The 22,912-nt window shown below is 38.4% G+C and carries 20 protein-coding genes; 5 read left to right on the top strand and 15 right to left on the bottom strand.

Annotated elements, in window-relative coordinates:
• Nucleotides 1-70: 70 nt before the first annotated feature.
• Nucleotides 71-1,603: a DHA2 family efflux MFS transporter permease subunit gene (locus ACN6MT_RS17800; RefSeq protein WP_419887322.1), complete on the bottom strand. Its 1,533-nt coding sequence runs from the start codon at nucleotides 1,601-1,603 to the stop codon at nucleotides 71-73.
• A 188-nt stretch (nucleotides 1,604-1,791) separates the two neighbouring features.
• Here ACN6MT_RS17800 and ACN6MT_RS17795 point away from each other — a divergent pair, with 188 nt between their 5' ends.
• Nucleotides 1,792-2,715: a TetR/AcrR family transcriptional regulator gene (locus ACN6MT_RS17795; RefSeq protein WP_419887321.1), complete on the top strand. Its 924-nt coding sequence runs from the start codon at nucleotides 1,792-1,794 to the stop codon at nucleotides 2,713-2,715.
• A gap of 152 nt (nucleotides 2,716-2,867) precedes the next feature.
• Nucleotides 2,868-3,167, top strand: a complete 300-nt coding sequence (locus tag ACN6MT_RS17790; protein ID WP_419887320.1) for a hypothetical protein — start codon at nucleotides 2,868-2,870, stop codon at nucleotides 3,165-3,167.
• 54 nt (nucleotides 3,168-3,221) lie between these two features.
• Here ACN6MT_RS17790 and ACN6MT_RS17785 read toward each other — a convergent pair whose 3' ends face one another.
• The gene (locus ACN6MT_RS17785) at nucleotides 3,222-4,100 is read right to left on the bottom strand and encodes a cation diffusion facilitator family transporter (protein WP_419956473.1); all 879 of its coding nucleotides are present in this window, start codon (nucleotides 4,098-4,100) and stop codon (nucleotides 3,222-3,224) included.
• A gap of 194 nt (nucleotides 4,101-4,294) precedes the next feature.
• Here ACN6MT_RS17785 and rluF point away from each other — a divergent pair, with 194 nt between their 5' ends.
• From rluF to ACN6MT_RS17770, 3 genes are all read left to right on the top strand, one after another.
• Nucleotides 4,295-5,011 (top strand): 23S rRNA pseudouridine(2604) synthase RluF, encoded by a 717-nt coding sequence (gene rluF, locus ACN6MT_RS17780; RefSeq protein ID WP_419887319.1) that lies wholly within the window; start codon nucleotides 4,295-4,297, stop codon nucleotides 5,009-5,011.
• A 110-nt stretch (nucleotides 5,012-5,121) separates the two neighbouring features.
• Entirely contained in the window at nucleotides 5,122-6,936 is a 1,815-nt protein-coding gene (pepF, locus tag ACN6MT_RS17775; RefSeq protein WP_419887318.1) for an oligoendopeptidase F, read from the top strand.
• A 195-nt stretch (nucleotides 6,937-7,131) separates the two neighbouring features.
• Nucleotides 7,132-8,844 (top strand): hypothetical protein, encoded by a 1,713-nt coding sequence (locus tag ACN6MT_RS17770; RefSeq protein WP_419887317.1) that lies wholly within the window; start codon nucleotides 7,132-7,134, stop codon nucleotides 8,842-8,844.
• A gap of 155 nt (nucleotides 8,845-8,999) precedes the next feature.
• On the opposite strand, the gene ACN6MT_RS17765 is transcribed toward ACN6MT_RS17770, so the two are convergent.
• From ACN6MT_RS17765 to ACN6MT_RS17705, 13 genes are all read right to left on the bottom strand, one after another.
• Nucleotides 9,000-10,046 (bottom strand): VanW family protein, encoded by a 1,047-nt coding sequence (locus ACN6MT_RS17765; RefSeq protein WP_419887316.1) that lies wholly within the window; start codon nucleotides 10,044-10,046, stop codon nucleotides 9,000-9,002.
• A 210-nt stretch (nucleotides 10,047-10,256) separates the two neighbouring features.
• Nucleotides 10,257-10,820, bottom strand: a complete 564-nt coding sequence (locus tag ACN6MT_RS17760; RefSeq protein ID WP_419887315.1) for a DNA-3-methyladenine glycosylase I — start codon at nucleotides 10,818-10,820, stop codon at nucleotides 10,257-10,259.
• A gap of 47 nt (nucleotides 10,821-10,867) precedes the next feature.
• A complete protein-coding gene (locus ACN6MT_RS17755) occupies nucleotides 10,868-11,995 on the bottom strand; it encodes an acyltransferase family protein (protein WP_419887314.1) in 1,128 nt (375 codons plus the stop codon).
• 154 nt (nucleotides 11,996-12,149) lie between these two features.
• Nucleotides 12,150-12,857: a chitin disaccharide deacetylase gene (chbG, locus tag ACN6MT_RS17750; RefSeq protein ID WP_419887313.1), complete on the bottom strand. Its 708-nt coding sequence runs from the start codon at nucleotides 12,855-12,857 to the stop codon at nucleotides 12,150-12,152.
• A 15-nt stretch (nucleotides 12,858-12,872) separates the two neighbouring features.
• Complete coding sequence (locus tag ACN6MT_RS17745) at nucleotides 12,873-14,195, bottom strand: 6-phospho-beta-glucosidase (protein ID WP_419887312.1); 1,323 nt, start codon at nucleotides 14,193-14,195, stop codon at nucleotides 12,873-12,875.
• Nucleotides 14,196-14,216: 21 nt separating this feature from the next.
• Nucleotides 14,217-14,534 carry a PTS lactose/cellobiose transporter subunit IIA gene (locus tag ACN6MT_RS17740; RefSeq protein WP_063251884.1) on the bottom strand — a complete coding sequence of 106 codons (318 nt, stop codon included), beginning with the start codon at nucleotides 14,532-14,534 and terminating at the stop codon, nucleotides 14,217-14,219.
• A 62-nt stretch (nucleotides 14,535-14,596) separates the two neighbouring features.
• The gene (gene celB, locus ACN6MT_RS17735) at nucleotides 14,597-15,913 is read right to left on the bottom strand and encodes a PTS cellobiose transporter subunit IIC (RefSeq protein WP_063251883.1); all 1,317 of its coding nucleotides are present in this window, start codon (nucleotides 15,911-15,913) and stop codon (nucleotides 14,597-14,599) included.
• Nucleotides 15,914-15,935: 22 nt separating this feature from the next.
• Nucleotides 15,936-16,241 carry a PTS sugar transporter subunit IIB gene (locus ACN6MT_RS17730; RefSeq protein WP_063251882.1) on the bottom strand — a complete coding sequence of 102 codons (306 nt, stop codon included), beginning with the start codon at nucleotides 16,239-16,241 and terminating at the stop codon, nucleotides 15,936-15,938.
• Nucleotides 16,242-16,461: 220 nt separating this feature from the next.
• Nucleotides 16,462-17,991, bottom strand: a complete 1,530-nt coding sequence (locus tag ACN6MT_RS17725) for a DHA2 family efflux MFS transporter permease subunit (protein ID WP_419887311.1) — start codon at nucleotides 17,989-17,991, stop codon at nucleotides 16,462-16,464.
• A gap of 157 nt (nucleotides 17,992-18,148) precedes the next feature.
• Complete coding sequence (locus tag ACN6MT_RS17720) at nucleotides 18,149-20,101, bottom strand: TRAP transporter permease (protein ID WP_419887310.1); 1,953 nt, start codon at nucleotides 20,099-20,101, stop codon at nucleotides 18,149-18,151.
• Nucleotides 20,088-20,609 carry a DUF1850 domain-containing protein gene (locus ACN6MT_RS17715; RefSeq protein WP_419887309.1) on the bottom strand — a complete coding sequence of 174 codons (522 nt, stop codon included), beginning with the start codon at nucleotides 20,607-20,609 and terminating at the stop codon, nucleotides 20,088-20,090. The genes ACN6MT_RS17720 and ACN6MT_RS17715 overlap by 14 nt, the downstream gene beginning before the upstream one ends.
• A 73-nt stretch (nucleotides 20,610-20,682) precedes the next feature.
• A complete protein-coding gene (locus ACN6MT_RS17710; protein WP_419887308.1) occupies nucleotides 20,683-21,675 on the bottom strand; it encodes a TAXI family TRAP transporter solute-binding subunit in 993 nt (330 codons plus the stop codon).
• A 153-nt stretch (nucleotides 21,676-21,828) separates the two neighbouring features.
• Nucleotides 21,829-22,818 (bottom strand): proline dehydrogenase family protein, encoded by a 990-nt coding sequence (locus ACN6MT_RS17705; protein ID WP_419887307.1) that lies wholly within the window; start codon nucleotides 22,816-22,818, stop codon nucleotides 21,829-21,831.
• Between the last annotated feature and the right edge of the window lie 94 nt (nucleotides 22,819-22,912).

Raw genomic sequence — 22,912 nt, 5'->3', positions numbered from 1 at the left:
TAAATAAAAAAGCAAATTTCAACAATAAAAAACGCCTTCACTCACAAAGAGTTTAGACGTTTCATACACATTAATTTTCTGCAAGTTTATTATTTACAACTTTTTTCCCAACAGAGTTTTCTTCGATGCTATCCTCTGCTTGTTTCACACGTTTCATGAAGAAAGCAAGGACAAGTGCAACGGCTGCAATAAAGACAGATATCAAAAACGCAAAATTGATACCGTCTAATGTTGCAGTCATCATGATTTGCTGCTTCATTTGAGCTAATGCTTCTTGTGTTGGCTGCTGTGTTAAATTTGCCATAGCAGCTTCACCAAGTTCTTTCCCCTTAGACTCTGCACGGTTAGACATAATTGTTACTAATAATGCAGTCCCAATCGCACCAGATACCTGCTGAAGTGTATTGTTCATTGCCGTACCGTGAGGGTAAAAACGTGCAGGCAGCTGGTTAAGACCATTAGTAGAAACCGGCATCATTACCATTGACATTCCTATCATTCGAACAGTATATAAAAGAATTAAATGAAAATAAGTAGTCTCAAATGTTAACTGACTAAAAAGGTAACTAGTTATTACTGTGATGGTTAAACCAATAACAGCTAACAAACGGCCGCCAAATTTGTCGAAAAGTTTACCTGTTACTGGTGACATAACTGCCATACAGATTGCTCCAGGCAGCATCATTAGACCCGCATCCATTGGCGAAATACCACGTAATGTTTGAACATAAATCGGCAAAAGCAGCATCCCTGAAAACATTGCCATCGTAACAACCATTGAGATAGCAGACGATAAGGCAAACATTGGATATTTAAAGATTTTAAAGTTAAGCATTGGGCGTTCTTGTCTTAATTGACGTAAAATGAATACAAGTAAAGAGATCGCTCCTATTGCAATCGTCAAATATACTTGTGGACTATCCCACCCTTGCTTTCCTGCAGAGCTGAATCCATAAAGTAATCCGCCAAAGCCTACACTTGAAAGTAAAACCGATATCATATCGATTCGAATATCGACCTTTTCCTTCTTATCTTTTAATAGGAAAAATCCGACCAACAAGATTATTACCGCAATTGGTGTCACAAAGTGGAAGAGCATTCTCCAGTCATAATGTTCGATTAACCATCCTGATAAAGTTGGTCCAATTGCAGGTGCACCCATTAAGATTAATCCGAATATCCCCATTGCTGCTCCTCTTTTTTCAATTGGGAAGCTTACCAGCATGACATTCATCAATAAAGGCATTAGGATTGCTGAACCTGAAGCTTGGGTCATCCTGCCTGCTAATAAAATTGGGAATACATGGGCGAATCCAGCAAGAATAGTTCCTGCGGTAAATAAGCCCATTGCTACTAAGAAAAGCTTTCGTACCGAATATTTTTGAATCAAGAATGCTGTTGTAGGAATTAATACCCCGTTCACTAACATAAATCCTGTCGTTAACCATTGCACGGTCGACGCATCAACTTCTAAATCGGCCATAATAGATGGAAGGGCAATATTTAGTAGTGTGTTATTTAAAAATGCAATAAAAGCCCCAATCATCAGGATTGAGATAATCCCGTATGGGGGACGTTTCGTTTCATTCTGTACATGTTCCATATTTTATACCCCCTGTGTAAACACTTTGTTCATTTTTTTATACCCCTGTTTCACGCTTTATTAATAATATACCGATAGTTCATTTTTTGCAATCAAAAAACACAACAAAATTATGGATTTGTAATGCCTAAATTTATCATGTAGTATATTTTTATACAGGTAGTATACTTCGAATGATAGGTGATAAAATGAATGATCGTAAACAACATGTTATTAAAAAGGCACATCAATTATTTATTGAGAAAGGTTTTCAAGCTACTTCCATTCAGGATATTTTAGATTTTAGCGGTATCTCAAAAGGAACCTTTTACAAATATTTTTCATCAAAGAGTGAGCTATTAATTGCTATTTATAAAACAACCTTTAAACAACTCCAAAAGGAAAGAAACGATTTATTAATTGGGAAAAGTCCTTCTGATATTGAGGTCTTTATTAAACAATTAGAAATGCAAATGATCTCTAATCGAAAAAATAAGTTAATTGCCCTTTATGAGGAAGTAATGTCAACGAATGATGCGGACTTAAAACACTATATCCGCTTCACACGCTTGCGGTCACTTCGTTGGATGTTTAGTAGATTTATCGATATCTTTGGTGAAAAAAATAAACCTTACTTATTAGATTGTGCCATTATGTTTCAAGGAATCATGCAGCACAACCTCCAATACAATCGTTTAGCTACTGACTCTAATGAGAAAATTAGTAGTGTCGTTAGATATAGCGTGAGTCGTTTAGTTAAATTGGTGGAAGAAGTAGCTGAAGCTGATGAACAATTGCACCCACCTGAGCTACTAGAAAAATGGCTCCCTGGGCTACAAAAAAATAATCATGAATTGATTGATCGATTTTATAAAATAGTGAACCCGATGAGAAATTGCATTCCTAAACACTTTCAAGATAAAAATGCCCAGGAAAAGTATCATGAACTGTTAGATTTCATCCAAGAAGAAATTATGCATACAAGGGCACCAAGAAAGTTCCTAATCGAAAGCGCCCTGCAAACACTACAAAACAACCCTGCAGATATCTGGAAAAAAGAACTTCTTCAGCTTAACCAGATCATTACTGCCTTCTTTCAACAATTGGAGGAAAATGAAGAAGAGGAACACTAAATTAAAATTTTGCTTATGTGAATTTCAAGACTGAGCGTTTGCCCATGCATTTCTAGGTAGTTTTACGTAAAATAGTAAAAACAATCGCTTGTTTTACTATTTAAGGAGGAGCAGTGAACTGCTGCTGCATAAAGCCACAGGAGGTGCAAACAATGGGAGATTTCACGTCTGACACGAGTCAACTATCGAAGGAAAAGCGATCAATATTTGATTCTTCAAAGTTCTGGGGTCAGAGACCAAAGCACAGGAATTCTTTAAGTGTAGAGATAGAAAAAAGTCCGACAACCACGATAGAAGAAGACAGTGCAATTAATCATGCTCCGAAAGAAAAAAGAGTCGAATTAAATCCTAGCAGGATGAGATTACATGACACGATACGTGGTGATTACATTATCACAAGAGGCTGGGAAGGAAATAACATGCTAGTATATAAAATTCGCAGAAAAAACTAATAGAGAAAACAAAAAGGTTGGAGCTATAAACTCCATCCTTTTTTATGTAGGGTCTTATTTAGGTTCTACGTGAACATGCACATCATACACCTTATGTGTCCTTATTAACTCCTCTTCAACTTCCGTGGCGATATCATGCGCTTTTTTAACATCTAATGTGGAATTAACGAGTATGACAACGTCAACGACTATATTGTTGCCATAATTCCTTGCTTTTATTTGTTTTACACCTTTTACTCCATAACATTGATGGATAGTATCTTTATAAATATCGATTTGTTTTTCGTCAAATCCATCCGTTAAATAGAGAGAGGTTTCTTTAAATATATCCCATGCTGTTTTACATATGAGAAGACCGACAATTACTGCTGCTAAAGGGTCTAGCCAAGGGAGTCCAAACTGTGCACCCATAATACCGATAAAGGTACCGACACTAACCCAGGCATCAGAGAGATTATCCTTTGCTGCAGCCATAACAGATTGGCTGTTAATTTCTGTGGCAAGCTTTTTATTGTATCGATAAACCCAGTACATCACGAACGCACAAAAAAGCCCCGTCCAGGCAGAAATCACATCTGGAGATTCTTTTTGTACATAAAAAATACTAACAACCGCATCAAATGCAACCTTCAGACCCACTGCTGCCATGATAAAGGATGCCACCATGGAAGCTACAGTTTCTGCTTTCCAATGTCCATAAGGATGGTCATCATCTGCTGGCCTTTGAGATAATTTTAGACCTATTAGAACTGCAACAGAAGCAATAATATCCGTTACATTATTTAACCCGTCTGCTTTTAATGCCTCAGAATTTGCTATATACCCAACTGCAAGTTTGACTGCAGACAAACAAATATAAGCAATAATACTTATGATAGCTCCACGCTCTCCTCTTTTTAAATCCAAAAATCCTTGTTCTTCTACCATTTTCATCACCCACTTCTACTCCTTATCTATATTATTGAACAAAAACATCTAGTGGGTCTAGAGAAACCTTTTTCCCCTATTCGAACTTTATAACAATGACGAAAAAGAGTTGGTTTAGGTAAAAACTAGAGTAATCTTAACCTTGAAATTATCCAGGCAGTTAAGTATTCTAAAAACATATTAAGTAAAAAATTAAGGATGTGTTTAACCTGCGATTAAATAAATTTATTTCCGAGTCTGGGAAAACATCAAGACGCGGTGCTGATAAATGGATCGAAGAAGGTAGAGTTACGATTAATGGGAAGGTAGCAAAGGTCGGCAGTCAAGTCGAGCCCGGAGATGTGGTTCGTGTAAACGGTGAAACGATACGGGTGGCTAAAAACAATGTTTACATTGCTTTAAATAAGCCTGTTGGAATTACAAGTACCACGGAAAGACATATTAAAGGCAATATTATTGATTTAGTGAATCACCCGCTGAGAATTTTTAACATTGGAAGATTAGATAAAGATTCAGACGGGTTAATCCTCTTAACAAATGATGGTGATATCGTCAACGAAATATTACGTGCTGAGAATAAACATGAAAAGGAATATATCGTTACGGTAGATAAGCCTATTACCTCTGAATTTTTGAAAAATATGTCAGCAGGAGTTAGAATTCTAGATACGAAGACGCTACCAAGTAAGGTGGAACAGCTGTCTAAGTATGTTTTTAAGATTATTTTAACACAAGGGCTGAATCGGCAAATTCGCCGGATGTGCTCTGCTCTTGGGTATTCCGTTGTTCGCCTCCAAAGAATTCGAATTATGAATATTCACTTAGGCAACCTTCCTGTTGGTCAATGGAGAGATTTAACAAAAAAAGAAAAGCAGGAATTATTTAGTGATCTTAATTATGAACCTAGAGAATGGTAAAAAACTGAGTCGAAATGTAAAAAGTTCGACTCAGTTTTTATTTGCTTTAATATTCAAATAATATATGATATTACTTAGGAACACGAAGGTTTTAGAGGAGGAGAGATAAGGTGGAAAAAACAATAGAAAAACGCCTCACCCGCTCAGAAGTACCAGAAGAATTAACATGGAATCTTGATGCTCTTTTTGTGTCAGATCAGGCATGGGAAGCAGAACTTGCCGTAATTGAAAAAGACACTACTAAAATGGAGGGCTTCAAAGGTACGTTACACATTAGTTCAAAAGAGCTGCTAGCATGCATGATTGCTCAAGAACAACTGTTAATGAAAACGGTCAAAGCAGCCACTTATGCAAGCTTAAAACAATCCGCTGACGGGACTGATCCTGGCAATCAGGCGAATTCAGCCAAATTAGCCGCACTAAGGACAAAAATGTCAGCTGCATTATCATATATTCATTCTGAAATCCTCTCCCTTGAAGAAGGTACCGTGGAGAAATTTCTCCAAGAGAATGAAGAATTGCAGCCATTCCGAAAAGATTTACTTGAACTGCTTGAAACGAAAAAACATCGGCTGGCACCCGAAACGGAAGAAGTATTAGCCGCTTTAGGCGAGGTACATGGAGCCCCTTATACCATTTATAACATGGCTAAATTAGCAGACATGGACTTTTCCCCTATCATGAATAGTGAAGGGCATGAATTACCGGTTTCTTTTGCTTTATTTGAAAACCGCTATGAATTCTCTGCAGATACGGAAATCCGTAGAAAAGCCTATGACTCATTTGTTTCAACGCTTAAACAACACAAAAACACAATCGCCGCAGCTTATTCTACTGAGGTAAAGAAACAAGTAACACTTTCTCGTTTAAGAAACTACCAGTCCGTTGAACAAATGCTCTTAGAACCACAGCAAGTAACATTGGCAATGTACAACAACCAGATTGATATTATTTTTAATGAACTTGCTCCTCATATGCGTCGATTTGCCCAGTTAAAGAAAAAGGCTTTAGGACTTGATGTAATGAAATTTTGTGATTTAAAGGCACCATTAGATCCGGATTTTAATCCAGAAACGACATACGAAGAAGCAAGGCACCTTATCTTGGAATCATTAAAGGTAATGGGACCAGAGTATAGTGAAATAATTGAAAAAGGCTTTAAAGAGCGATGGGTCGACCTAGCGGATAATGTCGGAAAATCGACAGGTGCCTTCTGTTCAAGCCCTTATGGTGCACACCCATACATTTTAGTTACATGGCAGGATAATATGCGCGGCTGCTTCACCCTAGCACATGAATTCGGTCACGCAGGTCATTTTTACTTAGCAAACAAAAATCAAAGAATTATGAATGTCCGCCCTTCCCTTTACTTTATTGAAGCTCCATCTACGATGAATGAGCTTTTATTAGGACAACACCTGTTGGCAAAAAATGAAGACAAGCAAATGCGTCGTTGGGTAGTTCTTCAGCTGCTAGGAACGTATTATCATAATTTTGTTACTCATTTACTAGAAGCTGAATATCAACGTAGAGTGTATGCATTAGCTGAGGGAGGAAAAGCACTTACGGCTAATACTCTATCAGAGGTGACTAGAGCTGTGCTTTCAGAATTTTGGGGAGATACGGTAGAAATCGATGAAGGTGCAAGTCTGACATGGATGCGTCAGCCTCATTATTACATGGGCTTATATCCGTACACCTATTCTGCTGGATTAACTGCCTCGACTGCAGTTGCACAACTGATTCAGGAAGAAGGCCAGCCTATTGTTGACCGGTGGCTGGAAGCCCTTTGTGCCGGTGGAACGATGAAACCGCTCGAGCTATTAAGACACGCCGGTGTTGATATGTCGACACCTGAACCTGTCCGTAAAGCGGTTGAGTATGTAGGTTCTCTAATTAATGAATTAGAAAAATCTTACGAGTAACCCTGTTAGACCAGATATACGAAGCTTTAACGAAGAAAACAAAACACCTCAATAAACGAGGGTAAAAGCTCCATCTGAATAAAGTTCAGATGGAGCCTTTTTCTTATTGCTAGAAATAAATGAAACTTTTTACCTATTATATTCGTATATAAAGGGACTCTATAGATAGATATCTTAAATTAAGGGGAAATGGTTATGGGGAATCTATTTTTGTTTACTATGATTGTTGCAATTACGACAGCACTAATTCTTATACCGATTTACAGCGATGTTAAATCCACCGATCCGAAACCGAAAAGTAATAAAAAGAATTCTAAAAGTGATAGAAGGTTATTACCTGGATTGATTATTGTCATTTTAGTTATTTTGATTCCTTCTGTTTTTGCTTACTTTTACTTTACAAATTATGATCGAAATCCTTCTTCTTTATGGGTTCATGCTATTATCATCACAGCATTAGGTGCACTCATTTCAACTGGAATGGAAAGAAAAGTGAAAGCAACACTCTTTGGAGCAAGTCTTATACTAGGAATTTATTTTCTTACTGCCTTTCTATTTAATGCAGATGAAAAGTATGAAATTGCTCAAATGGACCAACAAGTAGAAATTAAAACCTTTGATGAAAAAGAAACACCTGCTAGTGTACCGCCAGAGTTTGCCCGCAACAAAATGAAAAAAGCTTTTGGTCAAGTACCAAATACTAGTTATTACGAGTTGGGTAATCTCCAAATACAAAAAGTAAATGGCGATTATGTGTATATTGCTCCTGTTGAGTTTTCTGGCTTTTTCAAATGGTGGAAAGGAAAAGAAACTCCTGGTTATTTTACCTTGAGCGCAACAGATTCTTCTGATAATCCAAAATTCATCAAATTTGACATGATTTATACGCCATCTTCCTATTTTAATAAAGATGTGGAACGGCATATTCGTATGCAATTCCCGAAACATATTTTCTATGGCGATGTTCAATTAGAAATAGATGATGAAGGAAAACCTTTTTACATCCGCTCGTTCGGTGAATTTGTTTCAGCACGAAATGGCTTTGATGTTAAGGGTGTTGTTGTTGTAGATTCGAAAGATGGGGATACAAAGTCCTATTCTTTAACGAATGTTCCCGAGTTTATTGATGGTGCAGTATCACCTGAAATCGTCAGCTTGCAAAACAGCTACTTTGGCAATTATGTTCATGGATTTTGGAATAGCCTTTTTGGAAAATCAGACGTAAAACTTCCTTCCGATGAAGGTACTGAGGCTAATGTAAGTCCGATTTTTGATGAGAATGGAGTTATGTATTATTTCACTGACTTCACAAGTCCAAAAGAAGGGGTCGACTCCATGCTTGGCTACTCCTTGACCAATTCGCGTACAGGGGAAGCTACGTATTATACAGGTAACCCTGAAGAGTCATATATGGATTCACAAGGTGCCCTGCAAATAATTGAAAAGAAATTTATTGAAAAGAAATGGCATGGAGAAATGCCTGTCATTTATAACTTCTACGGTGAAGCAAGCTGGCTGACACCAGTACTGGATTCGAATGGATTCTTGCAGAATTACTTTATAGTTTCTGCTGCAAATCCTGAAATTTCTGTATTTGGGGTTACTCCAAACGAAGCTCTAAAACAATATAAAACCGCGCTACAACGAGGAGGCGGTTCAGTAGATGGCAGTTCCAAAGCGGACGAAAAACAGGTAACGGGTACCGTTCTCCGTGTTTATAAAGAAAAATCAGGAGACTTCACAGTTGTTTCCTTCCTTTTAGACAATAAGAAAAGTTATATCATTTCCTCTGAAAAAGAACCATTGGTCATTTACTTAAAAGAAGGGGATAAGGTCAATGTCACCTATTTGGATACAGATGAAGACTTCCTTCCGACCAAAGAAATTCAAATTGAAGGACTAGAATAAAATCAAAACCACGATGAACAGAAATGATCTTCGTGGTTTTTTGTTCAAAATATTATAAGAGTGAAAACAATTTGTAAATCCACTTGAGCAATTTTTGCACCGTTTTCAGCAAAAGAAAAAGACGTGTGATTATTACACGTCTTACGGGTTACTACTTATCTCTTTTGAAGTAAGGCTTGGTAAGCCGCAGAGGTTCTTATTTCAACGGTTAAGGTACCATTCGGATTATAAATGGCTTTAACCAATAACGGCACACCAGCTGTATTTTTAAATTGGAAGTCTTTCCCACCGTAAGAAACCGTTGCGTCCCTCCCAACAGGTACGTACCCGACTGTCAGAGAATGATGGTGCCATTCAACATATTCAACAGCTAGTTTGTCAACTGCATTAAACAAGGTTGAAGATGTTTGGCAAATACCACCGCCAATTCCCATCACCAATTGTTTATTTACTATTTCTTGAGCAGGCTGGTAACCATGGGCTTCATCACTTGGTCCGACAGTATGATTGAAGGAGAAAATATCCCCTGTTCCAACAATGACATTATCGATTGCGATCGCTGATAGTTCAATGTTTTTGTTTCTCCCTGTTACGCTAGGATTAAATTTAGTGGTATAAGTTGCGACTACCACCTCCGACAAATGCGCTGCGTCTTCTGTATTATAGCCGCTTTCTGTTATATAGATGGGCAGGATAACATCGCCACCCTTGGCAGATGCTTCAATGACCTTTGTAACTAGTTCTGCTTCTTCAAGAACTACTCTTGGTTTACCTTTGATAACCTGACCATTTGCGTCGATTTTATCGAGTATCATCTTCGAATCGTAGCCCGGAGTCGTTTCTGTACCCCTTGCTAACTCTTTAGCCCATTGCTTGAGCTCTTGCTTATATTTTTCATTATCAGTTCCAAAACCCAAATCCACCGGGACCAAGGATCTAACAATGTTTTTTGTATTCGGATCAATGACATTTACTACTTTAGGCTTTTTAGCCTCTTCCTCTGCTATTCTTTTGGCTTCCGCTTCTTCCGCAGCCTTCCTCTCTGCTTTCTCTGCGGCCTTTTGTTCTTCAAGTTTCTTTTCAAGTTCTATTACTTTGTTCTCCAATTCAACGTCCTTACCGTTGGTTTTTTCGGCGCATCCCGCTAAGCCAATTAAACTTCCAACTAATATGAATGAAATCGCCCAAGTCCTAATAGACATTACAACTTCTCCTCTTTCCCCCAAATCTCATCATTCCTCACGAGGCACTACCAAATATTCAGAAAAAGAACTTCGCTCTCATTCTTCTAATCTATTCCGCTTTCGGGCACATAATTCCTGCAAATCCCCTTAACAAAATTTCCTGAAATTGGATTCATTCTATTAGACGGTCTTCATTCGGTTTGGTTTCAAACCAAGTTTAAAAAAGGCTTATCCTTGAATTTTATGGTAACATATGCAAGATTCTACATGATCATTTACCATCCCTGTCGCTTGCATAAAAGCATAACAAATCGTCGATCCCACAAATTTAAATCCTCGTTTTTTTAAATCCTTACTTAATCGATCACTTATATCGGTTGTAGCTGGAACTTCTGATAAATCTTTAAATTGATGGATAATTGGCTTGCCATCAACAAATGACCAAATATACTTGCTAAAGGAACCAAATTCTTCTTTTACCTTCAAATAAGCCTTAGCATTTGTAATGACAGCATTGATTTTGAGTTTATTACGTACAATTCCTTCATTTTGTAAAAGTTCTTCGATTTTCCGTTCATTATAGGAAATGATGATCGCAGGGTCAAAATGATCAAATGCCTTACGATAATTTTCTCTCTTTTTCAATATTGTGTACCAGCTTAAGCCTGCTTGAGCTCCTTCTAAGTTCAAATATTCAAATAGTAATCGGTCATCATATACAGGCACGCCCCACTCATGATCATGATAATCAATATAAAGTGGATCCTGATTTACCCAGCCGCATCTATTCATCTTTATATTCCTCCTAACACTTTTTATCGTCATTAAAGAAACATTCTTTAAATCTTAACATTTGGTTTGTTATACATACGTTCTTCTCTTTTTGCTTTCGTTCCAAACAAAATCCGAATAAAGGAAATTCTTAAAATTATAAAATGGTAAATCGTCATAATAATAACGAAAGCTATTGTTAAAAGAATAACAAGTTTTGCCGGTATGGACCAATCCAAATCTGCCAGCATAAAACCTAATGTAACAATTACCGGCTGATGGAGTACATAAAAAGGCATAGACGCTTGGTTTCCATACTTCAACCAATTATTTGAAAAAGATAGCTTTCTATCTGCCAAGGCAAAAATGACAAGCAGCCAGCTCCAGCAGCTCAAAGCCTTAACCGAAGCTAGGATGATGGATAGCACATTACCTGCTGCAGGCATTCCTGACATGAATCCATACACAAAAAATACAGTCGTAAACAGGGATGTTACCATCGTAATTGGCAGCATCCTTTGACAAATAGACTTAAAGGAAGCTTTTGTGAAGAAAATATACCCATAAAGAAAAATGACCAAATAAAAACTAATATCCCATCCTCCTAAATTTACAACATCCACCAGTATGTTGAGGAGCATTAACGGAATTGATAAAGATAAAAGCTGTAATGGCTTTAACTCTTTTGAAATAGAAGGTTTCAATTTTTGGAAAAATGGCAGTGTTATGGTGCTAAAGACCAAAAGGACGAAAAGATACCATAAATGTAATCCTACGAATGCAAAATTCCCCGACCCGCCGATATCGAGATAAACTCCCTCGAAATAGTGTGGATACCAGCTAATAAATGATCCAGAAAATTGCTCATGACTGACCCGCTCCATGTAGACTTGAGGAGGAGTTAGCACCATGACCCCAAATAATAAGGGGATCCCTAGTCGACCTATCCTTTCCTTCATATATTGCCAACCTGTTCTCTTCTGTAAAGCGAAGTACGAATTGATTCCTGATACTGCGAAAAAGATCGGCATTAACCAGGAGCTCATAAATAACGAAATGGCCGTGATGTAAGTCGGGTCAGTCACATTATTCTTAACATGCCATGCCCATGGATTAAAAAACATTAATGCATGATAAATGAATACAGCTAGTGTAGCTAGAACCCGAATCCAATCTAAATCATATTGTCTGCTCATTGATAAATATCCCCTTGAAAATAGAATCTACCTTTTCCCGGTACTATTTTACTATGAAAATATGATTCTAATTGTCGAATCATGGGGAAATATTCCATATTTCTAATAGAAACTAAAATAAAAGAACAGCCACTAAAAACGGCTGTTCAAATTATTATAATAATATAATATTATCTGGCAAACGAACAGAAGTTAGGATACTCGTCTCTTTTACTCTGTCGGCTGCATATGACGAACCATTTAATACTTCAAAATCTAGGTATCCGGGATGGCACATGACTTCAATGGTTTGATTATCGACATCACGCTTAGATAAGTCATGAAAGTAATCGTGTGTTACACCTTCGCCGTAAAAATCATGAAAAAAGAGGTCTGTAAAGGAAGTAACTCCTTGCACGGGCTGCTCCGAAATGCACCTTACAGGTAAATTGTACTTCTCTGACAGCCTTTGAATGACCGGTAAAAATTCAGGTATACTGTGGACATGATGATGACTATCAATATGAGTAGCCGTGAGTCCAAAGTCTAAAAACCGATCAATTTGTGCGGTCCATTCTCTTTCCAGTTCCATTAAGGAAAAATTATGCTCATTAATAAAATCTTTTAGATTTTTAAAATTCCCCTGTTCATCCACTAGGGTTGGAACATCTGACAGCAAAGGTTTTCCACAAGTTAGAACAAGGTGAATCCCAAGCTTTAGTGTGGGGTGTTTTTTCGCTAGTTCTACTGCATGATTGACACCAGGCATATTCATCATCATGGTTGTAGAATTAACAATTCCATATTTATGAGCGTCTATAATTCCATAATTAATTCCTCTGGAATACCCAAAATCATCTGCATTAACTATAAGCTTAATCAAGCAGTCGCCACTCCCTTATTTCTTTTTGAAAAATCGAGGTAAATAATCCTTATGCGCTTCTATCATTTCGTCAACGATTTTTTTTGCAATGGTATCCGAAGCAACAAGTGGATTTATTGTTAAAGCAAGAACCGCTAGATTATAGTCACCCGTTACAGCGGCTTCACAAGCAACCCGTTCAAATGACTTTATTTGTTGTACCAGACCGCGGACGGGTACAGGAAGGTCACCCATGACCAAAGGTTTTGGTCCCTCTTTTGTAATCATGCAGCTAACTTCGACAGCACTATCATCAGGAAGGCTGGCAATCGAGCCATTATTCATCGTATTAACAGGCTGAATATCACACTTGTCATTATAGATAGAAGAAATTAACCTTACTGCCGCATCACTATAATAAGCCCCGCCGCGTTTCTCGAGTTGTGGTGGTTTAATAGAAAGATTTGGATCTTTATAAAGTTCAAAGAGATCATCTTCTAATTTCTTTACTACTTCCGCTCTTGTGCCAACAGTTTCCGCATTTTTTGTTTCTTTCTCTACCATTTCCCGAGTCTTGTAGTAATAATTATGATAAGGGCACGGCAGTACACCTAATGCCCGAATAAATTCCGGTTCCCAGCCTTGCCCTTGGACATTCTTAACAAAACTAGAGTTTTCTGGATTCGTTAAGAATTCGATGACTTGTTCTTTCACACTAACACCGTCAACGTACACGTCTAACCCATATACCATGTGATTTAGACCAGCAAAATCAATGCGAACTCGTGAGTGTTCAACGTTCAAGAATTTTGCGATACCCATTTCCATGCCAATGGGTACATTACATAAACCTACTACTTTACGGTGATCGCTATACCTAAGAACGGCTTCCGTTACCATTCCAGCAGGATTCGTAAAGTTGACCAGCCAGGCCTCTGGGCAAAGCTCCTTCATGTCTTTCACAATATCCAAAATAACAGGGATTGTTCGTAATGCTTTGAACAGCCCCCCTGGACCATTCGTTTCTTGGCCCAGGACACCATATTTTAGGGGGATGCGTTCATCTTTTGCTCTAGCCTCCAACAAGCCCACCCTAAATTGCGTAGTTACAAAGTCAGCACCCGCCAAAGCTTTCCGTCTGTCTAACGTTAGGTGAACTTCAACGGGAAGTCCAGCTTTTTGAAACATCCGCTTTGCTAAATTTCCGACGATCTCTAATTTTTCTTTCCCTTCCTCAACATCTACAAGCCAAAGCTCTCTTAATGGAAGCTCATGGTATCGTTTAATGAATCCTTCAACAAGTTCAGGTGTGTAACTTGAACCACCGCCAATTGTGGCAATTTTAATCATATTATTCACTGAAAGCATACCTCCTCATGATTACTGATTCATTTCTTGACGAACTTCAACCAACTCTCTTGCTAAATCCTTCATTGTCATACCCGTCATTAAATGATCTTGAGCGTGTATTAGAATGATGGGTATTTCAAATGACTCTCCAGCCGCCTCCGCATGTATCAATTGTGTTTGGTAAACATGTGCCGACGTTATTTCAATGTCCGCTTCAGCAAGCTTTTCAAAGGCTCGGGTAAAATTTTTTTCTTTTGCTGCAAAAATAGCTTCCATCGCAAGACTTCGGGCATTTCCACTGTGCAAGATTAATTGAAATGATAGGTTATATAATTCTTCTTTATTCATGTTACGCTCCCCCATACAATGTCAAGAGCCTGCCGTCTGGCAAGCTCCCTTGTATTCTATTTTTATTTGTTAACCCCTTGTTCCACTTGGTAGTTTTGTTTATCCCACATTCTAAAGAATGGGTAGTAGATGGCAAAGGAAACGGCTAAATTTATTAATTGCATTAAAGCACCTCTGATATTTCCACCTGTCGCAAGGTAACCACCAATAATGGGAGGTGTGGTCCATGGAACCGCAACTCCTGCAGTCTTAGGGGCAAAACCTGTGCTCATGCCAATATAGGTGGTAATGGTAAGAACAAGAGGTGCCAGAATAAATGGAACGATCAGCAATGGATTGGCGACGATTGGCGCTCCGAAAGTGATCGGTTCATTGATATTAAAGATTCCCGGTCCAATCGCTAATCTGCCTAACGTTTTGGAATGCTGACTTCTTGCCATAAACAGCATCATTAAGGCAAATGTAAATGTGGCACCCGAACCACCCATATAAATGAAAATATCAAAAAATTGCTGTGTAACTACATTTGGCAGTTCATCTCCAGCTGTCAACGCTACCCTATTAGCGTCTGTTGCGGCCAGCCAAATCGGACCCATTACACCACCGACAATACTTGCACCATGTAATCCAGTTGACCATAATAATTGGACAAAGAATACAGCGATTAAAGCACCAATCAATGAACCTCCAAGTGCTCCTAATGGTTCTTGTAATAACTGTCCAACCACATTGTGCAGGGTTTCAAATGAGGTGTTTTCTATTAACAAGCGAATCAGCCAAACTACTAAAATAACAATGAATGCCGGGAATAATGCAACGAAAGATTTACTTACACTTGGTGGAACCCCGTCCGGCATTTTAATCACGAAATTCTTTTGGATAATGAATCGATAAAGTTCAGTTGAAAACATCGCAAGGATCATCGCTACAAACAACCCTTTGCTTCCTAGTAATGCGATTGGGAGTACTCCGCCAACTTGGATTGCTTCGCTGGCCCCTTCCGGTGTGAACATGGTAAAGTACGGTGTGGCAAGAATAAATGATGCAACAGAAATAGCTCCTGCATTCAATGCATCAACTTTGTAATGTTCTGCCAATCGATAAGCAATACCAAACCCTGCTATAAGCGCCATAATATCAAAGGTCGCGGTCACAGGATAAAGAAGTTTAGTCAGCCAGGCGTCTCCAAATAAACCAGCCATAAATTCTGGATATCCTTTAAACGGTAAGAAGCCAATAATTAAGAAAATAGAGCCAATGATGATAAGCGGCATCGTTAAGATAATTCCATCACGTAGTGCTTGTAAGTGCTTCTGACCAGCAACCTTTCCTGCGATTGGCATAAACTTTTCTTCAAGTATTTGAGTAAATTTGGCCATATCTATTCACCCCTATGTGAAATTATGAACCTATTAAATTTCTCGCAAACTTTAATACCTCCGCACCATTGCACATTCCATAATGTACAGGGTTGATCGCGTCAACAGGAATTCCTTTTTCTTGTCCTTTTTTCTTTAATTGAGGCAGCAAATATCTTACCTGTGGACCTACGAGCAAAACATCTGCTTCGTCCAAATGATTATTCACCTCATTTGCACTTACTGCCCATATTCTCGCTTCAATTCCTTCTGCTTTTGCAGCAGTTTCCATCTTCGCCACCAAAAGACTAGTGGACATCCCTGCTGCACAGCATAATAAGATATTCAATTACATCCCTCCCGCCCTCAATGTAATCGCTTACATTTTAGTGGAATTTTTTAAAAGCTTTTTGTGCCAATCACCCAGGTCTTGAAATACAATCCCCCCCTGCTTAAAAATATTTTAACCGTACTAAACTATATTCTCATTTTTTAATTTTAGGACAAATCTAGAAAAGCCCCAAATAAAAAAAGAGAAATCGTCACTAGTACGATTTCCCATTTTTTGATTAAGTCTTAGCTAATTTATTTACGGCCTGCTTATGAGAAGAAGTATCATCCTGTTGATCTTCTGCAGGTTTGGCTCGTTTAATAAAGAATGCGAGAACCAAGGCTGCTCCAATAATGATGGCTGATATAAAGAAGGTATAGTTAATTCCTTCTAACATGGCTTTCAGCGCAATCTGCTGCTTCATTTCCGCAAGCGCTGCTTCTGTTGGCTGACCTGACATTTTTTGCATGGCGTCGGCTGCAAGTTCTTTCCCGTACGACTCTGAACGATTAGACATAATCGTAATTAATAAACCTGTACCTATTGCAGCTGATACCTGCTGCATGGTATTGTTCATGGCTGTACCATGGGGATAAAAACGCGGCGGTAATTGATTCAATCCGTTAGTCGATACAGGCATAAACACCATTGACATTCCAAACATACGAACAGCATGTAATATAACCATATACATATAGGTAGTTTCAAAGGATAACATACTAAATAAATAAGTAGTAACAGTTGTGATGAACAAACCGGTAATAGCTAATATACGTCCGCCAAATTTGTCAAATAATCTTCCAGTAACAGGTGACATGAATGCATTCACAAGGGCACCTGGTAACAGCATTAATCCTGCATCCATCGGAGATATCCCACGAATCGTTTGAACATATATAGGGAGGAGTAGAAAACCCGAGAACATCGCAATATTTACAATCATAGAAATGGCTGAGGATAAAGCGAACATATTATACCTAAAAACCCTGAAGTTCAGCATCGGGCGTTCTTGCTTCAATTGACGTAAGATAAACCAAAACAAGGATACAACCCCGATTATAATCGTCAGATAAACATGCAGACTGCCCCAACCTTTACTACCCGCGGAACTAAAACCGTATAGCAATCCTCCAAAACCTATACTTGAAAGTAAAAGAGAAAAGAAATCAAGGCTAATATCAACTTTCTCCTTTTTATCCCTAAGCTTCCAAAAGCCTATGATTAGAATGACTGCTGCAATTGGAGATACGAAATGGAACAGCATTCTCCAATCATAATGCTCGATAATCCAGCCAGATAAAGTTGGACCAATGGCGGGTGCAAACATAAGGATTAATCCAAAAACTCCCATTGCAGCTCCCCTTTTTTCAATAGGAAAACTCACCAGCATCACATTCATTAACAACGGCATCATAATGGCAGAGCCTGAGGCTTGCACCATTCGGGCTGCTAATAATAAAGGAAATGCATGGGCAATTCCGGCTATAAGTGTACCAACTGTAAACAACCCCATTGCGACTAAAAATAACCGGCGAACCGTATATTTTTGAATTAAGAACGCAGTAGTCGGGATCATAATCCCATTTACTAGCATAAATCCTGTTGTCAGCCACTGGACTGTCGATGTATCGACATCCAAGTCCTTCATGATGGAAGGTAAAGCAACATTTAATAATGTATTATTTAAAAAAGCAATAAAAGCACCAATCATCAAAACCGCAATGATTCCATAAGGCGGGCGGTCAGACTTATTCATGGTTTGTTCCATTTTATGTATCCCCCTGGTTCAAGACTTCTTATTTATTCTACCAATTAATCCAAAATTTATCATAAACCATGCCTTTCAATTATTACAAGGCAGAAGGAACAAACACGAAAATAAAAAAACTCAGGACCTGAAAAAGAGGCCCCGAGTTTTACTATCTTCAATTTTGCACGTTAGGAATCTGATTACGTTTATAAAAATATTGCAGGGTGAGTAATATCGCAAACAATACTAAACCGACGATGTCGGATATATTTCCAGGATAAATTAAACATAATCCTGCTGCAAGCGAAGCGATACGTTCAACCCAATTCAACTTTCTTACCCAAAACCCGATAACTCCAGCACTAATGGCTATCATGCCAATAAAGGCTGTAAATACAACCCAAATGAGATAAGTCCAAGTGGTATCAATCATCAGCAATTCTGGGGACAAGACAAACATATAGGGAATGATAAACGCAGATATCGCAAGCTTTGTCGATTCCACGCCCGTTCGAAAAGGTTCTCCGCCCGATATGGCCGCTGCAGCAAAAGCAGCGAGAGCGACTGGAGGCGTAATGTCCGCGACAATACCAAAATAAAACACAAATAAATGAGCAGATAAATCAGGAACACCTAACAATATGATTGCTGGTGCTGCAATTGTTGAGGTAATAACATAATTTGCAGTCGTGGGTGAACCCATTCCCAATATCAAGGAAGCAATCATCGTCAAAAACAAGGTCGGCAGTAATGCGCCTCCTGCAATATCGAGGAGCCCGTTTGCCATTTTTAATCCTAATCCAGTTTTTGTTACTACACCAACAATAATCCCAGCAGCTGCAGTTGCTGCAGCAACACCTAAAGCGGACCGTGCTCCATCAACTAATGCATCAATAATGCCTCTAAATCCGATTCTAGTTTCCTTTCTTATTGCACTTACTACAACCGTTATAACAATTGACCATAATGCTGCTCGTATGACACTCATGCCAGACATTAACAAGAGAATGATAGCAATGATAGGAAGTAGTAAATAAAGTTTTCCAAGTACCTCTTTCCTACTTGGCATTTCTTCCTTTGTTAAACCCCGAAGACCAATCCGCTTTGCTTCAAAGTGAGTCATGATCCAAATACCGGTAAAATATAGTACAGCCGGTATAGCCGCTGCCTTTGCTATTTCCCAATAGGAGATACCTCCGATAAATTCGACCATTAAGAATGCTGCTGCTCCCATAATCGGCGGCATTAACTGCCCGCCGGTAGAAGACGAGGCCTCAACTGCACCCGCAAACTCCTTTTTATAACCTAGGTTTTTCATCATCGGAATAGTAAAAGCACCAGAGGTTACGACGTTAGCAACAGAACTGCCGCTAATCGTTCCTTGTAAAGCGCTCGAAAAAACAGCTACCTTGGCAGGTCCGCCCACACTCCTGCCGGCAATCGCAATCGACAGATCATTAAAATACTCGCCAACACCAGTTTTAATTAAAAAGGAACCAAATAGTAGAAAGAGAAAGATAAAAGTAGAAGATACGCCAATCGGTGTACCAAGAATTCCTTCCGTTGTGAAGAACATCGTTTGGACTAACCGATCTAATTCTAGCCCACGGTGTGCAATGGCACTCGGCATATATGGTCCAAAAACAGCGTACACCATAAAAATGATTGCAATAATGGTGATTGGCAGACCAACTGTCCTTCGTGTTGCCTCTAACACGAGTAAAATGGCTGATAGCCCAACAAAGAAATCAATTTGTGTGATATTTCCTGTCCGTATTACCAATTCATCAATCATGACCGGCCAATAAGCACCAACGATGACCGAAACAATCGCAAAGATGATATCATACCATGCGACCTTATATTCTTTTCCTCGATTTTTCTTTCGAGCAGGAAATAATAAGAAAATGAGTGCAAGCGCAAAACCTAAATGAACGGAACGCTGCAGCTGAGCAGTTAACATACCAAATATTCCAGTATATAAGTGAAAGAGAGAAAAGGCTAATAGGCCTGCGAATGCAATCCAAAGAGGAAGTCCTTTTAGTTTTCTTGTACCAGCTTCAGGGTCATATTTTTCTAAAAGCTCCTGCTGCTTTGCCTCTGACAGTGCTTCTTCATAGTGACTCAAGGATATTCACTCCTTTCCATTGCTTAAAAAAATTCAATTTACGGATTTCTACTTTAACAGACGTGCCAGGACTTATTGAACGGGATAATGGGTATTCCCTATTTTTAAAAATCACTCTATGATTAGCACGAACCTGTCCGATTCTTAAATGAAAGTAAGGAAAATCTCGTTTCATGTTCTTGATGTAATAGGCACCATTTTTTTGTTCGAATGTTTCTCCATTATCAGCATTGGAGGGCATACCAATTGCAAAATCCTCATACATCAGCTCATATTGTCGAATTCTATCGTCGCGAGTAATTCTATAACTTTCAACCACATCTGATAAATGAATGGAATGGGTGTATTTGATAGCAAAATATGTTTCATTTCTTACAGGAATGTAAGCAAATTTCGCATTGCTGTGATTTGGCTGGAAGACAATCGCTTTTTGGTAAGGTATGAGTGCTAAAATGAATACGATAATGAAAAAGGTTAATAGATATTGTATAGGTCTTACTATAAGCATTTCCCCCTCCCTTTCTGATAGAAAAGGAGGCCGGCTTCTATTCTGCCGGCCAATTCATCCACAAACAAATCTTTTACTGTGCTTTAATGCCTTTTTCATCAAAGTATTTTTGTGCGCCAGAATGAACTTCAATCCCCACGCCGTTTAATGCGTTCTCGACCTTAATTAATTTCCCTTTAGCATGAGTTACTTTATCAAGATTTTCAAAGATTGCTTTGGTAATGTTATAAACTACCTCATCACTAAGATCGCTGCTCGCTACTAACATTGCTTGAACAGCCACGGTTGTTACAGCAGACTCCAATCCATACGTTCCAGCAGGTACCTCTTCTTTTACGTAGAATGGATATTTTTTGATTATTGCTTCGATTTTATCTTGTTTAATTGGCACAATAACTACATTTTCGGTTGCACCAAGGCTTTCAACCGCCCCTGTCGGAGTTCCTGCTGTTACAAAAGCCGCGTCAATCGTACCATCTTGAATCCCTTGTGTAGACTCATCAAATGATAAATCTTGTTTATTAATATCATCGAATGTCATGCCATGTACTTCTAGAATTTGTTCAGCATTGGCAACTGTGCCTGAACCAGGTGCACCTACTGACACCTTTTTACCCTTTAGATCTTCAACGGAGGTTATCCCTGATTCTTTTGTGGTAACGATTTGTACCGTTTCCGGGTATAAGGTAGCAATTGCCTTTACATTATCAACCTTATTGTTTTCAAACATTAATTTTCCTTCAACAGCATACGAAGCGATATCTGTTTGGGAAAAAGCAATTTCGGCATCTCCATTCTTAAGGGTGGTCATGTTCTCAGCTGAAGCTCCACTCGTTTCAGCATTCGCATCAATACCTGTTTCATCTTTAATAATCTCAGCAAAGGAGCCGCCTAATGGATAATAAGTTCCACCAGTACCCCCTGTTAGAATACTAATAAATTGTGGCTTTTCCTCCCCTTCCTTTGCAGGCTTTTCTCCGCCCTCCTCTTTGTTTCCGCAAGCTGCTAGAATCATAGAGAGTGTTAAGAGAATGACCATTGAGAGATATAACCTTTTCTTTTTCATAAAATTTCCCCCTTTTTATAAATTGCCGTCCATCAATCAATACTTATTATTCAGCCGGTACAAACTTGTCAATTTTTACAAGAATAGTTCTTTAGACCTATTTGATTCAAAAAAAAAAGAAACCCCTTTCATTTGAAAGGAGTTTTTACGTTACTATTTACGTTTCTTATTGTTATTCGAATTCTTCGTCAATCGACCTAACAAAAATGCACCCGCAGCTACACCTATTATGGTATTTGTCTTCTTGTTAAATACTTGCTTAGCAACAAGATTTAAATTCTGCGGTCTTTCCGCCAAACGTCTCATGAAATAACCATACCAGTCATTGCCGAAAGGAACATAAGTGCAGAAATTATATCCTTCTTTAGCCAGTTGCAGCTGCATGTCTTTTCTAAAACCATAAAGCATTTGAAACTCATACTGATCCTTCGGAATGTTGTTCTTTTTGACAAATGATTTTACGTGGTTTATGACATTGTGATCATGTGTAGCGATTGATGTAAATTTTCCGTTTAACAAATGCCATTCAATAAGTTTAATAAAATTAGCGTCAATCTCGTTTTTATTTTGGTAAGCGTATTCAGCAGGCTCCTTATAAGCACCTTTTACAATCCGCATACGGTAGTTTTTATATTTTTCCAAGTATTCATCAGCACGAAGTAAATAAGCTTGAATAACAGTTCCGACATTGTCATATTCCTTTGATAAATCATCCAAAAGATCAAAAGTCGGCTGGAGGTGTCCAGTATCTTCCATGTCAACGTTTACAAAAATGCCGTAGTTGTTTGCTCGTTCAACAATTTCTCTTAAGTTGCTAAGGCAGAATCCGTATTCGATATCCAAACCTAATTGCGTCGGTTTTAAAGATATATGGGCATTAACTTTATGCTCATGAATCGCTTCAATAACGTTAAGAATCTGTTCTTTTGCTTCAGTTGCCTCTTCCTCTTTAAAGACGAATTCACCTAGGTTATCAACGGTACAAGAGATACCGTGTGCATTGAGTTCTTTGATACTTTTGATTACTTCATCGATATTCGTACCTGCAACTACACTTTGTGCACCCATTTTTAAGCCATACTTTTTAGCAGCATTATTTAAAAGTTGATTTTGAGATAAGCCTATAAAAATATCTTTCAACATAGCGATTTCTCCTTGCTGTTGTTATTTCACTATTATTTTAGCATAAATACTTTTAGTTCTGCTTAAAGTTTTTAAAATTTTGTCGAATCATTAA

Source organism: Neobacillus niacini (assembly GCF_048572935.1).
GTDB classification, from domain to species: Bacteria; Bacillota; Bacilli; order Bacillales; family Cytobacillaceae; genus Neobacillus; species Neobacillus niacini.
The sequence above is the reverse complement of the archived record's forward strand: the minus strand, read 5'-3'. Positions and strand labels throughout refer to the sequence as shown.